The organism is Cupriavidus sp. DF5525 (genome assembly GCF_040149425.2).
Classification (GTDB): Bacteria; Pseudomonadota; Gammaproteobacteria; order Burkholderiales; family Burkholderiaceae; genus Cupriavidus; species Cupriavidus pickettii_A.
Genome location: NZ_CP168266.1, coordinates 1,974,804 through 1,997,570, shown reverse-complemented (window position 1 = coordinate 1,997,570; position 22,767 = coordinate 1,974,804). Strand labels below are relative to the sequence as shown.

The window sequence follows — 22,767 nt, the reverse complement described above, 5'->3', positions numbered from 1 at the left end:
GACGGTGCCTACGTACACCGACTTTTGAACGATCCCCATGCAGGGTGTAGGCCGTCTGCTAAGCACCGTATCGCATCAACGCCTTCGGCTGCGCTGCGCGCGGCGTCCGGGTCCTGATGGTTGCGATGCGTCTGTCTGTGGCAACCTCATGGGGTGACAAACGAGTTCAATCACATGGGTAACACGCTGAGGCTTGCGTAGTCACATTAGAAACCTGTTACCTTTGAGCTTGAACTGTTTTGTCACCTACATCGGTGAACCGTACCGATTCATGCGGGCGGGAATCTGATGGGACCTATCCGGAATTTTGTGTGCGAGGCATATCATGAGAGGTAACGACCATGGATATGCCGATGAAGAAGAAACGTACGGTGGCATCTCAGGCAGCGGCCCGCGGCCCGCTGCCGGCTTTGCCTGACGGCTTACTTGACGAGTTGGTTAAAGGGCCGATGACGCCCGGCGAGGTCCAGGATCTGATGCTGGCGTTCAACAAGGCCATCATCGAACGGGCGATGAGCGCCGAAATGAGCATGCATTTGGGCTATAAGCCAGGCGAGCCCAAGCCGGCCGAGCAGTCCAATGAGCGTAACGGTGTCAGCGGCAAGACCGTTGATCACCGACCGCGGCCCGGTGCGGGTCGAATTGCCACGCGACCGCGATGGCAGCTTCGATCCGATTCTGATCCCGAAGCATGAGCGGCGCTTTACCGGCTTCGATGAGCGCATTATTGCCATGTACGCGCGCGGCATGAGCGTGCGCGAGATTCAGGCGTTTCTGGCTGAGAGCTACGGAACCGAAGTCTCCCCGGACTTCATCAGCTCGGTCACCGACGAAGTCATGGCCGAGGCGAGAGCCGTCGAGCATCGACCAGATGCCAGCCGTAGCAAGCGTGCCGCCGCGCCTCTAATCCGAAGTTCACCAGCCGCCTGGGCGAGTTTCCCCTTTTGCGACAGGCACTTGTCGTGATTCCCGGGTTCCAGTTTCTGTCTACACGCGGATTTGCTGAAGCAATTCCAGAGCCTGCTTCTGTTTCGCGTTTGCCGTGGTGACGAGTTCGAACGTCGGCACTTCAGCGCCAGCGCTGGGTGTGCGGCAGGTGTTACGCACGATCGTGGCGAGTTCGGCCATCAAGCTCGAGAAGCTGTGCACGGGCGTGCCGTCGTCAAGTGTGTGGCGCGCCGCCTTGGCCAGCGCTGCCGCAGAGCGCACGGCAGGCGCCACCGGATCACGCGTGGCCTTGGCGGCCTGATCCGGGTCGGCGAACATCAGTTCGCGCCAAGCCTCACGCATGTGCCATTCGACGTAGTAGGCCAGCATGCACAGCAGGATATGCGCACGCACCCGATCGGCCGTGCGGTGATGGATTGGCCGCACCTTCAGGTCCACCGTTTTTAGCGAACGGAACGCGCGCTCCACGTTGGCCAGCGCCTTGTAGTTGCGCACGCACTCGGCCGAGTCCATCTGCGCCGCACTCACCGAAGTGCGGATGATGTAGAGGCCGTCGAGCGCCGCCTCGCGGGCGATGCCCTCGCTGTTGCGGCTGAACGTGAAGGCCGCGTCGTCGATACTCAGCGCAAAGTGCTTGGCCACCTTGTACTTGTCGATCACCTTGCCCACGCGCAGGCCGATCTGATCGCGCCCGGCAAGCTTGCCCGCCTGCACGCGGGCAACGATCGGCTGCAGGCACGCCTCGGTGGCCGCCAGCAACTCTTCTCGCTTGTGGGCACGTAGCCTGGCCAGTTCCGGATTGCGGCACGCCACCAGCCGCTCGCCCGGATAGTCCGGTGAACTCAGCTCCAGCAGATTGCGCTCGTCGAACAGGCCAAGCTGCAGTTGCCCTTGCTCGAGCAGCGGGCGGATCGAGGCGCTCTTGAGCGCGGTGATCCAGCCCAGGTCACCGCCTTCACGCATCTGGTCGATGGCCTTGCTGGAGATCATGCCGCGATCGCCCACCATGACCAATCGGGAGAGACCAAATTCCTCTTGCAGGCGCCGCACCTCGGGCATGAAGGTCTGGCTGTCGGCCACGTTGCCCTCATGCACCGACACCGCCACTGGGCAGCCGCGCGCATCGGTGAGCAAGCCGTAGTTGACCTGTAGCAGCCCCTTCTTGCCATCGCGGCTGTAGCCAAGCTTGGCCAGCGGGCAGGTGCTGCCCTCGAAGTAGCTGGAGCTCAGGTCATACAGCACCAGGCCACCGGCGCTCAAGTGGCGCGCGGCGAGCTTCTTCTGGATTGTGCCCTGGCGCGCGAGCAGCCAGTCCATTGCCGCGTACAGGTCGTTCTCGTTGGCCTCGGTCACGCCGAAGTCCTCCGCCAGGGTGCTGGTGTGCCACCAGCGCGTGGTGGCCAGCTTCGTGTGCGGCGCCGCGATGCGCGCGGCCACCATCGCCAGCACCAGGTCGCGCTCGCGCGAAGGCTTGGAGGCGATCAGCGAGGCAAAGCCCAGACGCTGCATGGCCGTGGCCACCGCCTGCACGTGGCCGTGAGCGCGCGAGCGTGTCACCTCGAACGCCTCGCCCAGCGGCACGAAGGTCTCGCCCTTGAGTGAGCGGCGGATGATCTCGATCAGTGCCTCGGGCAAGTGGGACAGGTTGCCCAGCGTCTCGTTCTTGACCACGCCGTCCTCGCGGTAACTGCGCCGCAACAGGTGGGTGCGATAGATCTGGTCCTTGTACTTGCGGGTCGTCGTAACGACGTGAGCGGTTCCGTTTCGTGCTGGCATAGCCAGCAGAATAGGAGAAAACCCGCCAATGTCAAGAACTTTTAGTGACTACAAAATGAGGGCATCGAACGCCCCCCGATGAGCCGATTCCTCAATCAGGAAAAGGGCTTCGCGACGCCGCAGCGGCGGCGTCACCATGGAACTTCGGGCTAATGCCCCCGTGGCACTGTCAGCCTATCCCATCCCCCTGCACCCGAAACATCAGCACAAACCGCGTCCTCCCCTCCACCGACTCCACCGCCACACTGCCACCATGCGCGGCCATGATCGCCTGCGTAATCGCCAGCCCCAACCCCGCCCCCTCCGAATCCGGCCGCGCCCGCGCTTTGTCCGCACGGAAGAAGCGATCAAACAGCGACGGCAGCAGCTCAGGCCGAATGGTCTCGCCTTCATTCTCGACAACCACCATCACCGCATCGGCGCGCGGCGCGATCTCCACCACGATCCCCTTGCCCGCAGGCGTATGCCGCAGTGCATTGGAAAGCAGATTGCTGAGCGCGCGCCGCAGCATCAGCCGGTCGCCGCTGATGCTGCCGCTGCCGCGCTGCTGCAGTCGCACGCCCTTATCCTCCGCCAGCGCATCGTAGAACTCGAGCAACGCGGCGACTTCCTCCGCGACCTCGATGCGCTCCGCGTTTGGCAACGTAATGCCGTGCTCCATCTTGGCCAGATAGAGCATGTCCGACACCATGCGCGCCAGCCGTTGCAGTTCCTCGGCATTCGAGGTCAGCACATCGCGGTACCTGGCCGCATCGCGCGGCTGCGACAGCACCACGTGGGTCTGCGTCATCAGGTTGGTCAGCGGCGTACGCAGCTCATGCGCCAGGTCCGACGAGAACGCCGAAAGCCGGTTGAAATCGCTTTGCAGTCGTTCGAGCATGGCATTGAGCGTCGCGGCCAGGTCCGCCATTTCCACCGGCACGGCCTCGACCGGCATGCGCTCATCGAGCTTGTACGCGGTGACCGTGCGCGCGCGCGAGGCCATGGTGCGCAGCGGCGCCAGCCCGCGCCGGGCCGCCCACCAGCCGAGCAGGCCGCTGGCCAGCGCGGCCAGCGCCGTGTAGAAGGCCAGCGATTGCCGGAACGCCTGCATGAAATGGGCGTGCAGCGCGGTGTCCATGCCGACCACGATCCGCAGCGGTCCCGGCTGCGCGCCCGGCATCGGGGCCACCGCGCGCATGCCGCGGTAAGTCTGTCCCTGCTGCCCCCAGACGAAGGTATCGCGGTCCGCCGGCAGCTTCGCGGCGATGGCCTGCGCGATGCCGAAGTCGAACGCCTGCGTGGCATACACGCTGTTGCCGTCGGCGGTGCGCACCTCGGCGACGAAACCCGGATGGTGCTCCAGCGTCTGCGCCAGGCGCTGCGGCACGGCGCTCGCCGGGCCTTCGGCCGCGATCATCTGGATCAGCCGGACGTTGTCGCCCAGCACGGCGTAGTCCTCGTCGGCAAAATGCCGGTCCATCGCCAGCCAGATCAGCGCACCCAGCCCCAGCAGCACCGCCGCCGACGACAGCGAGAATAGGATGGTCAGCCGCGCCGTCAGCGACAGGCGGGCTTTCATTCGCCATCCTCCGCCGGCTCCGGTTCCTCCAGCACATACCCCATGCCACGCACGGTCTGGATCAACTTGGGCTCGAAGTCGTCGTCGATCTTGGCGCGCAGGCGCCGGATCGCGACGTCGATCACATTGCTGTCGCTGTCGAAATTCATATCCCACACCTGCGAGGCAATCAGCGAGCGCGGCAGCACTTCGCCGCGGCGGCGCGCCAGCAGTTCGAGCAGCGCGAACTCCTTGTTGGTCAGCGTGATGCGCCGGCCCGCGCGCGTGGCGCGGCGGCGGGCGAGATCCAGCACCAGGTCGGCGACCTGGATGCGGTCCACCGCCACCTGCGCCGTGCCCCGGCGCAGCAGCGTGCGCACGCGCGCCAGCAGCTCGGAGAACGCGAACGGCTTGACCAGGTAGTCGTCTGCGCCCAACTCCAGGCCCTTGACGCGGTCGGCCACGCTGTCGCGCGCGGTCAGGAACAGCACCGGCACGGCGTTCTGCGCCGCGCGCAACGCCTGCACGATGCGCCAGCCGTCGACGTCTGGCAGCATCACGTCGAGGATCACCAGGTCATAAGGCTCGGTCATCGCCAGATGCTGGCCGTCCAGCCCGTTTGCCACCAGGTCGACGACAAAGCCGGCCTCGGTCAGGCCCTGGCGCAGGTATTCGCCGGTCTTGGACTCGTCCTCCACCACAAGCAGTTTCATCAGCTCCCTTCCTTCCGATCCGATCCGACCCGGCCCGCCGCGCTGGCGGGGTCCGGCAACTCTACGCCAGCGGCGCGAGCGTGAACATGACGCCAAGATTACCGGATTGTCATGTCCAGGTCAGGCGCGGGTAGGGTGGCCCCGGCTACGCTTGGAGTGCCTCAGACAACGGACGCGATTCATGCAACGCCACCCAGCCACCGGCATTCTCCTGCCCGATCTTCCCCGCCGCCGCTTCGTACAGGGGCTGGTAGCCGGTGGCGTGGTTGCCGGCCTGGCCGGCCTTGGCGGCGGCGCCTGGGCGCAACCGGCGGGGCGGCCGGCGCACGCGGCCGCGGGTACGGCGCCCGTGCTGCGCGGCACGGAATTCGACCTGGTGGTGGGCGAGTCGCTGGTCAACTTCACCGGCCAGGCGCGGGTCGCCACTACCATCAACGGCATGCTGCCCGGCCCCACGCTGCGCTGGCGTGAAGGCGACACCGTCACCATCCGCGTCACCAACCGCCTGCGCGAGGCCACTTCGATCCACTGGCACGGCATCATCCTGCCGTTCGGGATGGACGGCGTGCCGGGCATCAGCTTTGCCGGCATTCCTCCCGGCGAAACCTTCACCTACCGCTTCAAGGTCGCGCAGCGCGGCAGCTACTGGTATCACTCGCACTCGGGCTTCCAGGAGATGACCGGCGTGTACGGCGGCATCGTCATCGATCCGCCCGCGGGCCAGCCTGGCATGCAGGCCGACCGCGACTACACCATGCTGCTGTCCGACTGGACCGATGAAGACCCGATGCGGGTGCTGACCAAGCTCAAGGTGCAGGGCGACTACTACAACTACAACCAGCCGACCGTGGTCGATTTCTTCCGCGATGCTTCGCGCGATGGGCTGAAGCAGGCGCTGGACAAGCGCCGGATGTGGAACCAGATGCGGATGAGCCCGACCGACCTGGCGGACCTGTCCGGCGCCACGCTGACCTACCTGACCAACGGCGTCACGCCGGCCGGCAACTGGACCGGGCTGTTCCGCCCCGGCGAAAAGGTGCGGCTGCGCTTTATCAACGGCTCGGGCAATACCTTCTACGACGTGCGCATCCCCGGGCTGAAGCTGCGGGTGGTGGAGGTCGACGGGCAGGGCATCGAACCGGTCACGGTGGATGAATTCCGCTTCGGCCCAGGCGAGACCTGCGACGCCATCGTCGAGCCACGCGGCGATGCCTACACCATCTTCTCGCAGGCGATGGACCGCACCGGCTATGCGCGCGGCACGCTGGCCGTGACGCAAGGGCTGAGCGCGCCGGTGCCCGCGTTGGACAAGGCGGAATGGCTGACCATGACCGACATGATGGGCGAGATGGGTGGCATGGGTGGCATGGGGGGCATGGATCACGGCGGTATGGCGATGCACGGCATGAACCACGGCGCAATGCAGGGCATGGATCATGGCGCGATGGCGATGGACCACAGCCAGCACGGCGCCGGCGGCAAGGCAATGGACCACAGCGAGCACGCCATGGCGAGCATGGCCGGCAATCCGCTCAAAGTCCCCAGCAAGACCGCCCGCCATGCCCGCACCGAATACGGCGCCAGCACCGACATGCGCGTCGATATGGCCCGCACCAACCTGGATGACCCCGGCATCGGCCTGCGCAACAACGGCAGGCGGGTGCTGACGCTGGCCGACCAGCACACCATCGGCGGCGCGATGGACCCGCGCGGCCCCGGGCGCGAGGTCGAACTGCACCTGACCGGCAATATGGAACGCTACTCCTGGTCGCTCGACGGCGTGGAGTTCGGCAAGTCGACGCCGGTGTATTTCAAATACGGCGAACGGCTGCGCGTGATCCTGCACAACGACACCATGATGACGCACCCCATGCATCTGCACGGCATGTGGAGCGAACTGGAAGCGCCCGACGGCAGCTTCCTGGCGCGCCGCCACACCATCCCCGTGCAGCCGGCGCAGCGCATCAGCTTCCTGGTCACCGCCGATGCATTGGGACGCTGGGCCTGGCATTGCCACCTGATGCTGCATATGGATGCGGGCATGTTCCGCGAAGTGGTGGTGGCCTGATGTCTGCATTCCGATCCGCAATCCCCTTGCTGCAAACCACCAGGATCCTTGCCGCGGTGCTGGCCCTGGCCGCCACGGGCGCCGCCTCGGCGCAGGACCCGCACGCCGGCCACGCTCATCACCACAACGCGCCCGCCACCAGCGCTGCGGCCCCGATGACGGAAATGGACCACAGCCAGATGGAAGGCATGGAGGCAGCCAGCGCACCGATGACGGACATGAAAGGCATGGACACCATGGAGCAGGGCAGCGGCGTGTCCGCACCGGCCATGGACCACGGCGACATGAAGATGCAGGGCGGCAGCGCGCCGCCCGACGCCCGCGATCCGCATGCCTATTCCGGCGGCTACCAGTTGGGCGTCGGCAAGTACGCGCACGGCGACAAGCGCCAACTGGTGATGGCTGACGAGCACTTGTTCGCGTCGGTGCTGGTCGACCGGCTCGAATGGGCCCACGCCAGCGGCAGCAACGCCGCCGCCTACGAGGCGCAGGCGTGGTTCGGCACCTCGTACAACAAGCTGGTGCTCAAGGCCGAGGGCGAGGCATCGAAGGGCAAGCTGCACGAGGCCCGCACCGAACTGCTTTGGGGACACGCCATCGCCAGCTACTGGGATACCCAGCTGGGCATCCGCAACGACGCCGGCAGCGGGCGCCCGGCGCGCAACTGGCTGGCGTTCGGCGTGCAGGGACTGGCGCCGTACTGGTTCGAGGTCGATGCCACCGCCTATGTCGGCACCAGCGGCCGCACGGCGATGCGGCTTTCCGCGGAGTATGAGCTGCTGCTGACGCAGCGCCTGATCCTGCAGCCGCGCATCGAGGCCAACCTCTATGGCAAGAACGACCCGGCGGTCGGCATCGGCAGCGGTTTGTCCAGCGGTACGGTGGGCCTGCGCCTGCGCTATGAGTTCAGTCGCCAGTTCGCGCCGTATATCGGCCTCGAGCGCTACCAGGCCTTCGGCAACACGGCCGACATGATCCGCATATCCGGCGGCCGGGCAGGCGAGACCCGCTTCGTGGCGGGCGTCCGGATCTGGTTCTGACAAGACACGCTCACCAACAAAATTTCCGGAGTAGACCATGCAAGCCAAGCACCCCCTGATTCGATCGATGGTCGCCGCGACAGTCGCGCTGGCCAGCAGCATCGCCATGGCCCATCCCAAGCTGGTGTCATCCACACCGGCGGACAAAGCCGAGGTGGCCGCCCCGCAGAAGATCGAACTGCTGTTCTCGGAGAACCTCCTCACGCAGTTCTCCGGCGCCAACCTGGTGATGACCGGCATGCCGGGCATGGCCGACCATGCGCCAATGAAGGTCGCCGCGAAGGTCTCCGGCAGCGACGACCCGAAGGCGATGGTGATCACGCCCGCGCGTGCGCTGTCGCCCGGCAGCTATCGCGTGGACTGGCGCGCCGTGTCGTCGGATACCCATCCCGTTACCGGGAATATCGCTTTCACCGTCAAGTGAGCGCCGATGGACTGGGTCGCTGTCGGGCTGCGCTTCGCGCTGTATGTCGACCTGGCCTTGCTGTTCGGGCTGCCGCTGTTCTGCCTGTACGCGCTGCACGGCCATGAACGTGCTTCGTGGATCGCGGCCCGATGCCAGGTCATGGCACGGGCAGGTGCGATAGCCGGCATCCTGCTTTCGCTGGGCAGCATCGCGGTGATGGCCAAGGCAATGAGCGGGGCTGCCGGGTATTCGGCCTTGCAAAGCCATGTCTTCGGGATGATTGTCACCGGGACCGATTTCGGCGTGGCCTGGTCGGTGCGCCTGGTTGCCCTGGTGCTCTGCCTGCCAGCCGCCCTGCCAGGGCGAGCGCGGCCCGGTACGCGGCTGGCGGCGCTGGCAGCGTTTGCCGGGATTGCGCTTGCCACGCTGGCATGGGGCGGGCACGGTGCGATGCATGACGGGGCCGGGCGCTACCTGCACCTTGGTGCCGACGTGGCGCACCTGCTGGCCGCGGGCGCGTGGACCGGCGCGCTCGCTGCCTTTGTACTGCTGTCGCTGGCAAAGCCGTCATCGGGCCCGCAGGCCATGGCGTTGCTGAGCCGCACGTCGAACGGGTTTGCCCACATCGGCACCGTCATTGTCGCCACGCTGGTGCTGACCGGCGCCGTCAACTACTGGTTCATCGTGGGCCCGGTCCTGCCAGACCTGGCGCCGATGTCCTACGGCGGACTGCTGGCCGGCAAGCTGGCGCTGTTCGTGGCGATGCTGGGCCTGGCCGCGGCCAACCGCTTCCGTCTGAGTCCCCGGTTGGCACAGGCGCTGCAGGCAGGGAATCAGGGCGTGGCGATTCGCGCGCTGCGGCGCAGCCTGATGATGGAGTCCGGCGCCGCCACGCTGGTCCTGGCGCTGGTGGCCGTGCTCGGCACGCTGTCGCCGGCGACCGTCTAGCGCGCCGAAGGCAAGCGGCAGGGGGCGCTACTGTCCCGCCCTGGACTGCTCCGTCACGTCGCGCTGGGCTGCCGCCATCTTTGCCGGCCAGGTGCTCTTGATATAAGCGAGCACGGCAATGATCTCGTCGTCAGACAGGATCGCGCCGAACGCCGGCATATCGCTTGTATAGCCTTGCGGCGCCGTCACGCCGGGCACCAGGCCGTTCTTCGTGATCGCAAACAGCACGGCATCCGGGTGGTGCCAGGTGTGGCCGGACGCGTCATGCGGCGGGGCCGGCATGCGGCCGCTGGGCAGGCGCTCGCGCCAGTCCGGCTGGCCTTCCAGTTTGGCGCCGTGGCATGCGGCGCATTGCTGTGCGTAGATCAGTTTGCCGCGGCTCACGCGCGCGGTGTCCGAGGCATCGATGCGCAAGCCGCCGGCGCCTGGCGCCGACGAATCGAGATAGGACTTTGTCTTCAGCGCAATGGCCGTGGCTACAATCGCGCCCAGCGCGAGCAGGCCGCCCACGAGCCAGCGTGTTCTTGTCGAATGTTCCATCAGCGTTGTCTGGCAGTGCCAGGGGCTTGCAGCGCGGGCAAGGGACGGCAAGGCACGCCAGTGTGCCGCGCGGCTCAGACATAGGCAATCAGGCGTCCCGCACAGATCACCAGCGACCACGCCACCAACGACACGATCGCGCTGATCCGCGCGCCCGCCGGCGGCACGGTGCCGACGTCCCATCCCCGTTGCGCGTCGCGCAGGCTGCGATAAGGCCCGGTGTGGAACCACACCACGTTCACCAGCGCCAGCGCAATCAGGCACAGCTTGACGAGAAAGGCAGGGTTGCCGGCCAGCTCATCCGCATGGGCCAGGAACAGCAGCGCACCACTGCCCACCACCGCGACAAAGGCCGCGACGGAAAACGGCAGCGCGTGGCGCAGCAGCAGGGTCACCGGCAACTGCCGGCCAAGCCCCGCCAGGCGCATGTCCACCACAACGATGGAACCGAACAGCAGTGCCATGCCCGCCAGGTGGACGATCTCCACCGCAGGGTAGGCCCAGGCTGAGCCACGCAGCGCGGCCGAGAACGGCAGGCGCGCCAGCGTGGCGCCCCACTCAGTCCATTGCGCCAGCAATGCCTGCATGCCGCGCGCAGCGGGTCAGCGCAGCTCGACGGTCTTGCCGTCCACGGTGATGCGTTCGGCGCGCAACTCGTCCGCCTTTTCCTTGCTGGCGTAGCCGACCAGCGTGACCTCGCGGCCCACGGCGACCTTGTCGGCGGTGGCGCCGCGCGCCTCCATCCGTGAGACGGGGGCCAGGATGGCCAGCCAGCGCTTGCCGCCGGCCTCGATGCGGATGTGCGCGTGGGGGTTCTCGTAGTGGCTTTCGACGATCTTGCCGGTCAGCGTCAGCGGCTTGGTTTGGTCGTAGGTGGACCAGCCGTGATGCGCCACGGCGGGCAGGGCGGCCAGCGCCAGCGCAGCGGTAACCAGGGCGGGGCGCAGCAGGTTGCGGACTAGCTTGGGCATGGGGCAGGGCTCCGTTCAGGGCTTGTGCAGTATAAGCGGCGATGCGTTGTCCGGGGCACCGGGTCGCGCTACACGCGGCACGCGTCTGCGCGCTGCACCAGCCGGTACAGGCTGGGGCTCATCGGCTTGAGTGCGGCGCGTTCGGCAGTGAGCGCATTGGCCAGGTTCGAGCGGCCGGCGCGCAAGGCGGCCTCGATCAGGGTCAGGCTGATGACGTCGCGCTGCGCATGGCTGCCGCCGAAGCGGTGCGCGACCAGGCGCACCGGCGCCAGCAGCTCGATGGCGGTGCCGTAGTCGCCCTGCTCGAACGCGATCAGGGCGTCGGCCACCGGCAGGCCCACGTCATGCGACATCATCGCATTGGTGCCGTCACCGAGTTCCGCGCGCTGCAAGGCGGCACGCCCTGCGGCGGCGGCCTCGGGCCGGCCCGCGCCAAGGCTGGCCATCACGGCATGGACGTCGTTGAAGGCGTAGTAGCCGGCCGCGCCGCGGCCCAGCCAGTCATCCGCCACGGGCTGCCAGCGCTTGCCGACGTCGACGCCGCGCAAGCGCAGGCGCCACAGCAGCGCGGTGGCGTCCACCAGGTCCAGCGCGATGGCGGGCGCCGGGCGGCTGATATAGCGGTCGTAGAGCGCCAGCACGTCTTCGATCCGGCCGTCCTCCAGCTGGAACAGCGCCAGGTGCCACCAGTTGTGCACCGCCAGCATGTTGTCGTCGGCCCAGTCGTCGCGGCGCGCGTCCAGCCAGGCGATGCCATCCGCCAGCCGGCCCTGCATCTCCATCACGTGCGCCACGGCATGCACGGCCCACGGGTCGCGCGGATTCAGTTCCAGCGCGCGGCGCCCGCGTTCCTCGGCGCGCTCGTAGAGCTGGGTTTCTTCCAGCCCGAAGGCGTGCATGCCGAGCAGGTAGCCATAGCCGGGCATGCCGGCATCCCAGTGCGGCAGCGCCTGGGCGACGCGGTCGCGCAGCATGGTCGACTGCCCGAGCAGGAAGTCGCCGAGGTGGGCGACCTGGAGCGCCAGCAGGTCGCGTGGATGGTCGATCACGATTTCGCCGTACAGCTGGTTGGAGCGGCTGAAATCGCCATCGAGCCAGGCGCGCGCGGCAGCTATATGGCGGCGCTCGCGGTCATTGGCAAGGTGGTGCAGGGCTTCGCCGGCTTCCACGCTCTGGCGCAGCATGGGTTCTACCGTGCCGTCGCCCGAGGTCACCATCAGCGCCGCGCGCAGCGCGTGGCCCATGACGAAGTCCGGGTTCTCCGCCAGGGCCGCGTCGATGACGGCGAGCGGGTCGCCGTAATAGCCGTTCAGCAAGCGCAGGGCCGTCTCGAACCGCTCGACCGACCGGGGGCTCTGTGTCGAGACCGCGAGGTCCCTGGAATCCGTCTGTGCCATGGCACCCTCCGTGCGCCCGACAGGTGCCGGGCTGTCAACAACCATCGTAGACGGCAAAACGGCATGTGTAACGGGCGAGGGCGTGCAAATCCGGCCCAAAGGGCCAGGCGCGCGCATGTTGTGCGCTATGTGCCGCTGCGGCCAAGGGGCGGTCGCTGCTCTTCCCACCGGGGCCGGCTTCCGGCCTCGGTTAAACTGCCACAACCCCATCACGACATCACAACGGGCTACCCATGAAGACACTCGCGCTTTTCCTCGGCTCCCTGACCTTCGCCTGCGCCGCTTCCGCGGCTGCCCCGGCGGCATCGGCTCCGACGGCCGCGGCGGCCCCGGTCGCGCCTGCGGCCGCACCGCAGACGCTGCCTTCGGGCATGACCATCCAGCACCTGGTCAAGGGCAACGGCGCCTCGCCCAAGGCCACCGACACGGTGCAGGTCCACTACCGCGGCACGCTGGCCGACGGCACGGAGTTCGACAGCTCGTACAAGCGCGGCCAGCCGATCTCGTTTCCGCTCAACCGCGTGATCCCGTGCTGGACCGAAGGCGTGCAGGCGATGCAGGTGGGCGGCAAGGCCAAGCTGACCTGCCCGGCGTCCACTGCCTACGGCGCGCGCGGCGTGCCGGGCACGATCCCGCCGAATGCCACGCTGACGTTCGAGGTGGTGCTGCTGGGCATCGGCAGCTAAGGCTGCGGGTGTGCGACAGCAGCTTAGGCTGCCTTAGCGCGGCGCCGCTTGCTGCGCCGGCGCCGGCGTGCCCGTCGGTGCGGCTGGTGCGGCCGGTGCGGCTGGCGCGGCTGGCGCGGTTGGCGCGGCGGCCGGTGCAGCTTCGCCGCTGTCCTCGTCTTCGCCGTAGTCCGGCAGCGCCGTGCTCTCGCCCAGCAGGTAGCGGCGCCGCTGCAGGTACCCGTCGCGCACGAAGGCGTACCTGTCCAGCGCCGCCAGCCTGAGCAGGTCGGTGGCGCCCAGCAGGTTGGTGCGCACATCCACCACGTTCATCGCGAACAGCGAATTGCGCACCGCCGGCTCGGCATAGGTGATCGGGTCAAACTGGAAATTCACATACAGGCCCACGCCGTCACGGAACGAGCTGGGACCGAACAGCGGCAGTACCAGGTAGGGTCCCGATGGCACGCCCCACGTGCCCAGCGTCAGGCCGAAGTCCTGCGAATGCTTCAGCAGCCCCGCCGGCGTGGCGATATCGATCAGCCCGCCGATGCCAAGCACCGAATTCATCGCCACCCGCATAAAACTCTCCGCCGCGTCCACGCCCTTGCCCTGCAGCACGTTGTTGGCAAAGTTGCCCACGTCAGCGAGGTTCGAGAAGAAGTTGGTGACGGCGGTGCGCACCGGCTCAGGCGTGACCGCCTTGTAGCCCTTGGCGACGGGCATGGCCACATACTCGTCGAGCTTGTCGTTGACGGTGTACACCACGCGGTTCATGGGCTCAAGCGGATCGTCCGGATTGGCATTCGGGCCGGTCGCGCAGCCGGCAAGCATGGCAGTGGCGACGGCGATGGCGGCGACGACCGGGCGCCCGGCTTGCGAGAGGGGTGTGGGGGGAGGCATCGGGTAAGGCGAAGCGAATCGCTCTGCGGGGAAGGGGGGGCGTGATCGATGGGCGCTATGGCCGGACGGGTTTGTCATGGGCGAGGTGCGCGTCTTCGCGCGGCCGGCCCATCAGGATCGGCTGGAAGAACACCGCGCCGATCAGCGTGCACACCAGCGCCAGCGCCAGCAGCTTGCCCATGCTGGCAGTGCCGGGATGTTGGGACAGCCACAGGCTGCCAAACGCGGTGGCGGTGGTGGCGGCGCTGTAGAGCACCGCATGCGTCAGGCTCGACTGCAGCAGCTTGGTCTTGCCGTGCCGCCAGGCAATCACATAGTAGATTTTGAACGCCACGCCGATGCCCAGCAACAGCGGCAGTGCGATCACGTTGGCAAAGTTCAGCGCAATGCCGAACAACACGCACAGCTCCAGCGTGACGATGGCCGATACCAGCAGCGGCACCAGCGTGCGCAACACGTCGGCAAAGCGGCGCAGCGTGATCCACAGCATGATGGTGATCGACACCACCGCCCAGGCACCGGCCTGTGCGAAGGCAGTCATGATGGTGTCGGCCGAGCCGCGGATGGCGATGGGCCCGCCGGTGGCGTTGGGTTCCACGCGCTGCACGGCGGCGATAAAGCGGTCCAACGCGGCTTCGCGCTGCGCGCTGCCGGCCGGCGGCAGCCTGGGACTGATGCTGACCAGTGCACTGCCATCGGGCGTGAGCCAGTCGCGCACCAGTTCGGGCGGCAGCGTCTGCTGGCTGACCGGCTGCGGGCCCAGCGCCAGCTTCAACTTGGCAAGCGCCAGCTGCAGCGGCAGCGCGATGGCCCGTTCGGCGTGGTCGCGCATGGCGGCGTCGGCGGCGGCGAGCGTCTTGAGCGTGGCGGCCAGGTGCGCGGCCTCGGCGGCGCCGGGGCCGGGATGCTCGTCGGCGGCGATGGCCAGCTGGCGTGAAGCATTGCGCAGCGCATTCACGCGCGCCAGATCGCTTGCCGGCGTTGCGGTGGGTTGCGTGAGGGCCGGCATCAGCGCGGCCGATGCCTGGCCGATAGCCTGCAGCTTGGGGGGCTGGTCATCGGGGATAAAGGTCTGCAGCGTGACCACGCGCGCCACCTCGGGCAGCGCGGCAAGCTTGCCGGCTGCCCCGCGCGCGGCCTCCAGCGACGGTGCCAGCACGCTGACATCGTCGGTGCCGGCTTGCGGCGCGTCCTTCAGCGCCAGCAGTGTTGCCATCGATTCCGACTTCGGGTCCTTCAGGTGCAGTGGGTCGAAGTCGAAGCGCAGGTGCGGCAGCAGCGGCGCGCCCGCCAGGATCGCCAGCAGCGTGACCAGCAGCACCGGCTTGCGGTAGCGCTCGAAAAACAGGTCCACCGGCGCCAGCCAGGCAAAGCCCGGTGCCTCGGCCTCGCCGCCGGGGTGCAGCACGGTGATCAGCGCCGGCACCAGCGTAAAGGTGGTGGCAAAGGCCACCATCATGCCGACGCCGGCGATCAGGCCCAGCTCGGCCACGCCGCGATAGTCGGTCGGCAGGAAACAGAAGAACGCCGCCGCCGTGGCCGCCGCGGCCAGCGCCAATGGCGTACCCACCGCGCGTGCGGCCAGCCCGAGCGCTTCGACCACGTGGTTGCGCTCATGGCGCTCGGCGCGGTAGCGCACCCCGAACTGGATGCCAAAGTCCACCCCCAGCCCGACGAACAGCACCGCGAACGCCACCGAGATCATGTTCAGCGCGCCGACCATCGCCAGCCCCAGCGCGGCGGTGATCAGCAACCCCGCGAACAGGCTCGCCAGCACCGCCACGATTAGCCGCACCGAGCGCAGCGCCATCCACAGGATCAGCACGACCACCAGCATCGTCAGCACGCCGTTGAGCAGCGCGCCCTCGCTGACCGAGGCGAACTCATCGTCGGCCAGCGCCTGCGGGCCCGTCAGCCGCACCGTGGCCTGGTAGCGCTGCGCCAGCTGCAGGTCCGCGGCGGCCTGTCGGATCGCACGCGAGGCAGCGGCGCCGGCCTGCAGGTCGCTGTAGTCCAGTACCGGGCTGACCGCGACAAAGCTGAAGACCTGTCCATCGGGGCCGGGCTTGAGGCTGTCGTCGAGCATGCCGGCCCACGACAGCGCTGCGGGCTTGCCGGTCAGCACCTGGTCGAGCGTATCGGCACTGCTGTCGAGCATTTTCGCCATGTCGCCCAGCCTGACCTGGCCCATCTGCAGCGGCAGCGTCAGCGTGGTGGTGAGCGTATCGGCCAGGCCGCGCAGGGTGGGGTCGTGCGCCAGCGCACCGACCAGCGGGCGCGCCTGCGCGAGCTGTTGCGTAAGCTGGCGGACTTCGTCCGTGCTGGCGAACAGCAGCCCATTGCGTTCGAAGAACGGCCCGCTGCCGGGCTGGCTGACGGCGTTGAAACGTGCCGGCTGCCGGCGCAGCGCCTCGGCCAGCGCGCTGGCGGCGGCGTCGGCCAGTTCCGTCGCTGGCGCCTGCACCACCGCCAGGATCAGCTGGTTGCGCTGCGGGAAGGCGTCACCGATGGCGGCGTCGCGTACGGCCCAAGGCGCATCCGAGTCCAGCAGGCGGCCGATATCGGTGTTGATCGCAAAGTTGCGGGCCACGTAGACGCCGCTGACAGCAGTCAGCAATGCCGACAGGACGATGACCCGCCACGGCCAGGAGGTGGCAAGCCGGACGATGCGAGTCAGCAACGAAGTCAGCATGGGCGGATCCGGAAGGAGCACGAACCCGGAGTATATCGGCTGGCGCGCGCACGGGAGGGCGGGCGTGGCGCATGCGGCATGCCGGGGCAGAACCGAGGCGATCCGCTATAAACTGTCAGGCATGCGCCGTCATACAGCGACGACGCTGCCCCCACTGTCTTTTCCGGCACTCACGTCCATGAAGATTCACGCATTGTTTCCCCTGGCGCCGCTCGCGGCGGTGGCCATGGTTTGCACGGTGCACGCCCAGGCCGTCCAGCCCGGCGACCTGCGCGCCAGCCCCGAGCGGCTGGTCCAGGCCGCGGTGGAGGGTGTGATCGGCACCATCCAGTCCAACCCCGACACCCGCGCCGGCGACCTCGACAAGATCACCACGGTCGTGCAGAAGCAGTTCCTGCCCTATACGGATTTCCAGCGCACCACGCGGCTGGCGGTGGGCAGCGCCTGGCGCACGGCCACGCCTGAACAGCAGAAGCAGCTCTACGAGCAGTTCGAGGTGCTATTGGTGCGCAGCTACGCGGTGTCGCTGGCGCAACTGCGCGAGCAGAACGTCAAGTTCCGCTACCAGCCGGTCAAGGCCGCCAGCGGCGCGACCGACGTGGTGGTACAGACGCGCGTGATCAACAGGGTTGACGAGATGCAGATCGACTACCGGCTGCAGCGCACCGCCAACGGCTGGAAGATCTATGACATCAATATGATGGGGGCGTGGCTGATCGAGGTTTACCGGAAGCAGTTTGCGGATATCGTCGCGCGCAGCGGGGTGGAGGGGCTGGTCAAGTACCTGACCACTCACAACGCGCGCCAGGCCTGACACCTGAGCGCGGGGCGCTGCCAACACTTCGTGGCGCCGCGGGCCCGGTGACTTGATCTCGCGCCTGGCCTGGTAGCGCGAGCCGGCACCGCCGTCGAAGCCGTCGAAGGAGGGTGCCTGGAGGAAGAGGTTTTACGTCCGCCGCGTGTACGCCGCGGCCATCGGCAGTTGCCTTCAGTGGGTGACGGCGGCGTTGGCCTTGGCCCCCCGGTTGCGGTTCGCGGGCGGCTTCGCGCGCTGGATCTGCTCCAGCTTGATCTCGACGTGGCGCGAGAACACGTATTCCGCCGGCCGCTGTTTGTCCAGCGCAATATCTGGCGCCATCGGCCCGTTCGTGCGCACGCCGCGCAGGCTCACTCCCAGCGCCTTGAGCGGATGGGCAAAGGTGTCGGCGACCGCAGTGGCCTCATAGCCGCTGTGCACCATGCAGTCGGCGCACTTCTCGTAGTTGCCGGTGCCGTAGGCGTCCCAGTCGGTCTCATCCATCAGCTCACGGAAGGAGGCGGCGTAGCCTTCGCCCACCAGGTAGCAGGGGCGCTGCCAGCCGAACACCGTGCGTGCGGGGTTGCCCCACGGCGTGCAGTGGTAGGTCTGGTTGCCAGCCAGGAAGTCCAGGAACAGCGTGGACTGGCTGAAGGCCCAGTTCTTGCCGCTGCGGCCGCGGCTGAGGATGTCGCGAAACAGCTGGCGGGTCTTGCCGCGGTTCAGGAAGTGCTGCTGGTCCGGCGCGCGCTCATAGGCATAGCCCGGCGACACCGTGATGCCGTCCACGCCCAGCGCCTTGACCGAGTCGAAGAACTTCGCCACGCGCTCGGGCTGGGCATCGTTGAACAGCGTGCAGTTGATATTGACGCGGAAGCCTCGTTGCTTGGCCAGCCGGATCGCTTCGACGCAGCGGTCGTACACGCCTTCCTGGCAGACCGAGCGGTCATGCATCTCGCGGTCGCCGTCCAGGTGCACCGACCAGATGAAATAGGGGCTGGGCTCGTACTGGTCCAGCTTCTTTTCCATCAGCAGGGCATTGGTGCACAGGTAGACGAACTTGCGCCGTGCCATGATGCCGCGCACGATCTCCGGCATGTCCTTGTGCAGCAGCGGTTCGCCGCCGGCGATCGACACCACCGGCGCACCGCACTCGTCGACCGCGTCCAGGCATTCCTGCACCGACAGGCGCTGGTTCAGGATGGGATCGGGATAGTCGATCTTGCCGCAGCCCGAGCACGCCAGGTTGCAGCGGAACAGCGGTTCGAGCATCAGCGCGAGCGGGTAGCGTTTCTGCCGCGACAGATGCTTGCCGACGATGTAGGCGCCCACGCGGGCGACCTGCAGGAGCGGGATGGCCAAGGCAGCTTCCTCAGGTTGGGTTCAGCCGGCGATGTTCTCGCTGGCGGGCGCGGGCGCGGCGGCGGTCTCTGCCGTGGCAGCGCCCTTCCCGGGTTTGCGCGGGGCCGATGACGGCTTGACGTCGGCCAGCTCGGCCGGCAGGCGGAATTCGGCGTGTTCTTCGCGCCCGGCCATGGTGGTGACGTCCACCGGGCCCAGCCGGCGCAGCGCGGCAATCACGTCCTCGACCATTTCTTCGGGCGCGGAGGCGCCAGCGGTGATGCCGACCACGTTGGCGGCGCGCACCCAGGCGGGATCGAGTTCGCTGCCGTCGGCGATCAGGTAGCTGGGCACGCCGCTTTCGGTGCCGATTTCGCGCAGGCGGTTGGAGTTGGAGCTGTTGGTCGCGCCGATCACCAGGATCACGTCGGCCAGCTTGCACAGGTCGCGCACCGCGCTCTGGCGGTTCTGCGTGGCGTAGCAGATATCGCGCGTGTCCGGGCCGACCAGGTCGCTGAAGCGGCGCCCGAGGGCGGCGATGATATTGCGGGTGTCGTCCACGCTCAGCGTGGTCTGGGTGACATAGGCAACCGGCGCGTCTGCGGGCAGGTCGAGCTGCTCGACCTCGGCCTCGTTCTGCACCAGGATCACCTTGCCGGGGATCTGGCCCATGGTGCCTTCCACCTCGGGGTGGCCGGCATGGCCGATCAGGATCACCGTGCGGCCGCTGGCGGCGTACTGGCGGCCCTGGGTGTGGACCTTGATTACCAACGGGCAGGTGGCGTCGATCGCATGCAACTCGCGCTGGCTGGCTTCGGCGACCACCTGGCGCGACACGCCGTGCGCGCTGAAGATCGTCACCGCGCCGGCGGGCACCTCGTCCAGTTCTTCGACAAAGCGCGCGCCTTTTTCCTTCAACCCCTCTACCACATGCTTGTTGTGCACGATCTCATGCCGCACGAACACCGGGGCGCCGTGCTTGACGAGGGCGCGGTCGACGATTTCGATCGCGCGCACCACGCCGGCACAAAAGCCCCGGGGCTGAGCAAGAATCACCTGCATAGAGAAGACCCCCAACTCTTTGCAACGGGTTTCATGTATGGGACGGCGGGATGGAGATGCACGCAGATCCACCGCAGATCACATTTCCACCGCACGGTGGTTACTATATACCCGACACGCCGGCTTTGTCTGGCAGCGCTGCGGCCCTGCGGGCGGCTTCCGGGTGGTTCGTTGGCGATTGGCTGGCGATTCCCGGGCAGGATTGCGGCGCATTCATCTCACCGGGAAAACGGCTTTATGGCGATAAACGATGACGTGCTGGTGACAGGAGCCTCGGGTTTTCTCGGCTCGGCTGTGATGCGCCAGGCGCTGGCGCGCGGTTTCCGGGTGCGGGTGCTGGTGCGCCCGCAAAGCCCGCGCACCAACCTGGCCGGTTTGCCGGTAGAGGTGGCGGAAGGCGACATGCGCGACCCGGCCGCGATGGCCGCCGCGCTGCGCGGCATGCGCTACCTGTTCCATGTCGCGGCCGATTACCGGCTATGGGCCCCGGACCCCGAGGCCATCGTGCGCACCAACGTCGACGGCACGCTGGCCGTGATGGAGGCCGCGCAGCAGGCCGGCGTGGAGCGCGTGGTCTACACCAGCAGCGTGGCCACCTTGCGTGTGGCCGGCGCCCAGGGGCCGGTGGATGAAACCGCGCCGTTGACCCCGCACGAGGCCATCGGCGCGTACAAGCGCAGCAAGGTGCTGGCCGAGCGCGTGGTGGAGAAGCTCGTGGCCGAGCGCGGCCTGCCGGCGGTCATCGTCAACCCGTCCACCCCGATCGGCCCGCGCGACGTGCGGCCCACGCCGACCGGGCGCATCATCCTCGAGGCGGCCAGCGGCAAGATCCCGGCCTTTGTCGATACCGGGCTGAACCTGGCGCATGTGGATGACGTGGCCGAGGGCCATTTCCTGGCGCTGGAGCGCGGGCGCACCGGCGAACGCTACATCCTGGGCGGCGAGGACGTGATGCTGCAGCAGATGCTGCGCGATATCGCGGGGTTGTGCGGGCGGCGGGCGCCGACCATGCAACTGCCGCGCTGGCCGCTGTACCCGCTGGCGCATGCGGCGGAGGCGGTGGCGCGGTTTTCCGGCAAGGAGCCGTTTATCACGGTGGACGGGCTCAATATGTCGAAGTACCGGATGTTCTTTACGTCGGAGAAGGCGCGACGGGAGTTGGGGTATGTGCCGCGGCCGTATCGGGATGGGTTGCGGGATGCGTTGGAGTGGTTCCGGGCGCAGGGGTATCTTGGCAAGTAACGGTGCGGCCCTGAACCACAAACCTCAGGGCCGCACCGGCGCCTGCGCCCGCCCTTTCCACTGCCCACCCCGCCGCAACCAGTAGCGCCGCGCCGAATCGATCGTCGCCCCGAGATAGAACAGCGCCGTCACCGGCAGCAGCGGTGCCAGCCACGCCGGCTGCCGGTATTCGCGCAGCATCGGCAGGTAGGCGCACGCCATCGCACCCCACGCCAGCCACGCCGGCCAGAACTGCCCGCCCCCCGCCAGCGCCAGCACGGGCGGAAGCAAGTAGGTAATCACCATCCCCGCCCCAGCCCCCGCCAGCAGCAGCGGCGAGTAGCGCAACTGCGTATAAGCACTGCGCGCGATCATGTCCCACAGGCTGCGCCAGTCGTTATAGGGGCGCAATGAATGGCTGTCGTCCGCCAGGTCCAGCCGGATCGCGCCGCCGGGCTTGATGCGCGCGGCCAGGCTGCAGTCGTCGATCAGTTCGCCGCGGATCGCGGCAAAGCCGCCGATGCGCGCCAGCGCCGCGCGGCTGGCCAGCATGCAGCCGCCGGCCGCGGCGGCCACGCGGCTGCGCGGGTCGCGCACGCGGGCAAACGGGTAGAGCTTGGCGAAGAAGAACACGAAGGCCGGCACGATCAGCCGTTCCCAGGCCGACTCGCAGCGCAGCCGCACCATCAGCGAAACCAGGTCGCGCCGCTCGTGCTCCGCGCGCGCGACCAGCGCGGCCAGCACGCCGGGTCCGTGCCAGATATCGGCATCGGTGAGCCAGACGTAGCGCGCCTGCGGCGCGAGCCGGTCGGCTTCGGCCAGCCCCTCGGACTGGGCCCACACCTTGCCACTCCAGCCGGCCGGCAGCTCGCTCGCGCCGATGACTGCCAGCGCCTGCGGGCGAGCCGTGGCCGCGGCTGCGGTGCGCGCCATATCGGCGGTGCCGTCGTGGCTGTGGTCGTCCACCACTACCAGCGAAACCCGGCCCGGGTAGCGCTGGCCCAGCACGCCCGCCACGGCGCGGCCGATCACCTCGGCCTCGTTGCGCGCGGGGACGATGGCGACGACTTCAGGCCAATGCGCCGGGTCCGGCGCGGCATGCGGCTTGCGCACCCGCCAGAAGCCGGCGCGGGCAAAGAGCAGCGCCAGCCAGACCGCCAGCGACAGCAGCGACAACGCAAAAGCCATGCGCATGGCTCGCGCTTACTTGACGAAGCGCCGCGCCAGGCGGGCCAGCCGTGGTACGGTTTCCGGCCGCAGCAGGCGCGCGTCGTAGCCGGCCATGCGCCGCTCGTTCTCCACCAGGCACAGGTCGATCATCGCGCCCGGCGTCAGCGCCTCGCCCAGCGCCGCCGAGCCGTTCATGGTGAAGTTGGCGTCCTGCGCCGCGCCGTCGGCATCGATGCCGCGCGCGATGCCGATGCGCTCCCGGATCAGGAAGGCCCACACCCGCGCCACCTTCAGCGCGAACAGCGGGCGGCGCCACCCCGGCCAGTCGATGACGGCGGGTTTGTAGGGGTTGTGGGTCTGCTGCAGCATATGGCAGAACATCTGCAGGTGCTGTGCGGAGCCGATGCGCACCGGCCCCGGAGTGGGGTCGGTCCAGTGGCGCATGGCATGGTCGGCCTGCTCGACGGCAGTGCGCGCGACTGTATCGGCAACCGCGATGGCGCGGGCCTCAGCATCGGCGGCGCTGTTGCGCAGCGGCGCAGCGGCCGCGCGGCTCGCAATCTCGGTGGT

20 protein-coding genes and 1 pseudogene are annotated in these 22,767 nt (G+C 68.0%); 8 read left to right on the top strand and 13 right to left on the bottom strand.

Going from position 1 to position 22,767, the window contains the following annotated elements:
• Positions 1 to 347 precede the first annotated feature (347 nt).
• A pseudogene (locus tag ABNX08_RS30345) lies at positions 348 to 870 on the top strand (transposase); the annotation flags it as partial.
• Between the two features lie 117 nt (positions 871 to 987).
• Here ABNX08_RS30345 and ABNX08_RS30340 read toward each other — a convergent pair.
• The 3 genes from ABNX08_RS30340 to ABNX08_RS30330 all read right to left on the bottom strand — a co-directional run bounded on the left by ABNX08_RS30340 (position 988) and on the right by ABNX08_RS30330 (position 4,977).
• Positions 988 to 2,724 carry an IS1634 family transposase gene (locus ABNX08_RS30340; protein WP_022534593.1) on the bottom strand — a complete coding sequence of 579 codons (1,737 nt, stop codon included), beginning with the start codon at positions 2,722 to 2,724 and terminating at the stop codon, positions 988 to 990.
• 169 nt (positions 2,725 to 2,893) lie between these two features.
• Positions 2,894 to 4,285 carry a heavy metal sensor histidine kinase gene (locus ABNX08_RS30335; RefSeq protein WP_022539484.1) on the bottom strand — a complete coding sequence of 464 codons (1,392 nt, stop codon included), beginning with the start codon at positions 4,283 to 4,285 and terminating at the stop codon, positions 2,894 to 2,896.
• Complete coding sequence (locus ABNX08_RS30330; protein ID WP_022539483.1) at positions 4,282 to 4,977, bottom strand: heavy metal response regulator transcription factor; 696 nt, start codon at positions 4,975 to 4,977, stop codon at positions 4,282 to 4,284. Before ABNX08_RS30330 ends, ABNX08_RS30335 begins: the two co-directional genes overlap by 4 nt.
• Before the next feature lie 181 nt (positions 4,978 to 5,158).
• Between ABNX08_RS30330 and ABNX08_RS30325 the strand changes: the two genes are divergently transcribed.
• The 4 genes from ABNX08_RS30325 to copD are packed head-to-tail and all read left to right on the top strand — an operon-like array spanning position 5,159 to position 9,439.
• A complete protein-coding gene (locus tag ABNX08_RS30325; protein WP_022539482.1) occupies positions 5,159 to 7,045 on the top strand; it encodes a copper resistance system multicopper oxidase in 1,887 nt (628 codons plus the stop codon).
• Positions 7,045 to 8,085 carry a copper resistance protein B gene (locus ABNX08_RS30320; protein ID WP_022539481.1) on the top strand — a complete coding sequence of 347 codons (1,041 nt, stop codon included), beginning with the start codon at positions 7,045 to 7,047 and terminating at the stop codon, positions 8,083 to 8,085. The genes ABNX08_RS30325 and ABNX08_RS30320 overlap by 1 nt, the downstream gene beginning before the upstream one ends.
• A 37-nt stretch (positions 8,086 to 8,122) precedes the next feature.
• Positions 8,123 to 8,509 carry a copper homeostasis periplasmic binding protein CopC gene (copC, locus tag ABNX08_RS30315; protein ID WP_022539480.1) on the top strand — a complete coding sequence of 129 codons (387 nt, stop codon included), beginning with the start codon at positions 8,123 to 8,125 and terminating at the stop codon, positions 8,507 to 8,509.
• A 6-nt stretch (positions 8,510 to 8,515) separates the two neighbouring features.
• Positions 8,516 to 9,439 carry a copper homeostasis membrane protein CopD gene (copD, locus tag ABNX08_RS30310; protein WP_022539479.1) on the top strand — a complete coding sequence of 308 codons (924 nt, stop codon included), beginning with the start codon at positions 8,516 to 8,518 and terminating at the stop codon, positions 9,437 to 9,439.
• 27 nt (positions 9,440 to 9,466) lie between these two features.
• On the opposite strand, the gene ABNX08_RS30305 is transcribed toward copD, so the two are convergent.
• The 4 genes from ABNX08_RS30305 to ABNX08_RS30290 all read right to left on the bottom strand — a co-directional run bounded on the left by ABNX08_RS30305 (position 9,467) and on the right by ABNX08_RS30290 (position 12,347).
• Complete coding sequence (locus tag ABNX08_RS30305; RefSeq protein ID WP_022539478.1) at positions 9,467 to 9,979, bottom strand: c-type cytochrome; 513 nt, start codon at positions 9,977 to 9,979, stop codon at positions 9,467 to 9,469.
• Between the two features lie 74 nt (positions 9,980 to 10,053).
• Entirely contained in the window at positions 10,054 to 10,566 is a 513-nt protein-coding gene (locus ABNX08_RS30300; RefSeq protein WP_022539477.1) for a DUF6644 family protein, read from the bottom strand.
• Between the two features lie 15 nt (positions 10,567 to 10,581).
• Positions 10,582 to 10,950: a DUF6152 family protein gene (locus ABNX08_RS30295; RefSeq protein ID WP_022539476.1), complete on the bottom strand. Its 369-nt coding sequence runs from the start codon at positions 10,948 to 10,950 to the stop codon at positions 10,582 to 10,584.
• Positions 10,951 to 11,018: 68 nt separating this feature from the next.
• Positions 11,019 to 12,347 (bottom strand): tetratricopeptide repeat protein, encoded by a 1,329-nt coding sequence (locus ABNX08_RS30290; RefSeq protein WP_022539475.1) that lies wholly within the window; start codon positions 12,345 to 12,347, stop codon positions 11,019 to 11,021.
• A gap of 233 nt (positions 12,348 to 12,580) precedes the next feature.
• Between ABNX08_RS30290 and ABNX08_RS30285 the strand changes: the two genes are divergently transcribed.
• Complete coding sequence (locus ABNX08_RS30285; protein ID WP_022539474.1) at positions 12,581 to 13,033, top strand: FKBP-type peptidyl-prolyl cis-trans isomerase; 453 nt, start codon at positions 12,581 to 12,583, stop codon at positions 13,031 to 13,033.
• A gap of 33 nt (positions 13,034 to 13,066) precedes the next feature.
• On the opposite strand, the gene ABNX08_RS30280 is transcribed toward ABNX08_RS30285, so the two are convergent.
• Both ABNX08_RS30280 and ABNX08_RS30275 read right to left on the bottom strand, forming a co-directional pair.
• Positions 13,067 to 13,915, bottom strand: a complete 849-nt coding sequence (locus ABNX08_RS30280; RefSeq protein WP_022539473.1) for a VacJ family lipoprotein — start codon at positions 13,913 to 13,915, stop codon at positions 13,067 to 13,069.
• Between the two features lie 55 nt (positions 13,916 to 13,970).
• A complete protein-coding gene (locus ABNX08_RS30275) occupies positions 13,971 to 16,607 on the bottom strand; it encodes an MMPL family transporter (protein ID WP_022539472.1) in 2,637 nt (878 codons plus the stop codon).
• Between the two features lie 178 nt (positions 16,608 to 16,785).
• Between ABNX08_RS30275 and ABNX08_RS30270 the strand changes: the two genes are divergently transcribed.
• Positions 16,786 to 17,421, top strand: a complete 636-nt coding sequence (locus tag ABNX08_RS30270) for a phospholipid-binding protein MlaC (RefSeq protein ID WP_022539471.1) — start codon at positions 16,786 to 16,788, stop codon at positions 17,419 to 17,421.
• A 174-nt stretch (positions 17,422 to 17,595) separates the two neighbouring features.
• Here the strand turns inward: ABNX08_RS30270 and hpnH are convergent, their stop codons facing one another.
• Together hpnH and ispH are read right to left on the bottom strand one after the other, a co-directional pair.
• The gene (gene hpnH / locus ABNX08_RS30265; RefSeq protein ID WP_022539470.1) at positions 17,596 to 18,765 is read right to left on the bottom strand and encodes an adenosyl-hopene transferase HpnH; all 1,170 of its coding nucleotides are present in this window, start codon (positions 18,763 to 18,765) and stop codon (positions 17,596 to 17,598) included.
• Between the two features lie 21 nt (positions 18,766 to 18,786).
• Positions 18,787 to 19,806: a 4-hydroxy-3-methylbut-2-enyl diphosphate reductase gene (gene ispH / locus ABNX08_RS30260; protein ID WP_022539469.1), complete on the bottom strand. Its 1,020-nt coding sequence runs from the start codon at positions 19,804 to 19,806 to the stop codon at positions 18,787 to 18,789.
• A gap of 237 nt (positions 19,807 to 20,043) precedes the next feature.
• Between ispH and hpnA the strand changes: the two genes are divergently transcribed.
• Positions 20,044 to 21,048, top strand: coding sequence for a hopanoid-associated sugar epimerase (gene hpnA / locus ABNX08_RS30255; protein WP_022539468.1), 1,005 nt, complete (start codon positions 20,044 to 20,046; stop codon positions 21,046 to 21,048).
• 24 nt (positions 21,049 to 21,072) lie between these two features.
• On the opposite strand, the gene ABNX08_RS30250 is transcribed toward hpnA, so the two are convergent.
• On the bottom strand, positions 21,073 to 22,221 hold the full coding sequence (locus tag ABNX08_RS30250) for a glycosyltransferase (RefSeq protein ID WP_022539467.1): 1,149 nt from the start codon (positions 22,219 to 22,221) through the stop codon (positions 21,073 to 21,075).
• 9 nt (positions 22,222 to 22,230) lie between these two features.
• The gene (locus ABNX08_RS30245) at positions 22,231 to 22,641 is read right to left on the bottom strand and encodes a hypothetical protein (protein WP_349608723.1); all 411 of its coding nucleotides are present in this window, start codon (positions 22,639 to 22,641) and stop codon (positions 22,231 to 22,233) included.
• Positions 22,642 to 22,767: the final 126 nt, after the last annotated feature.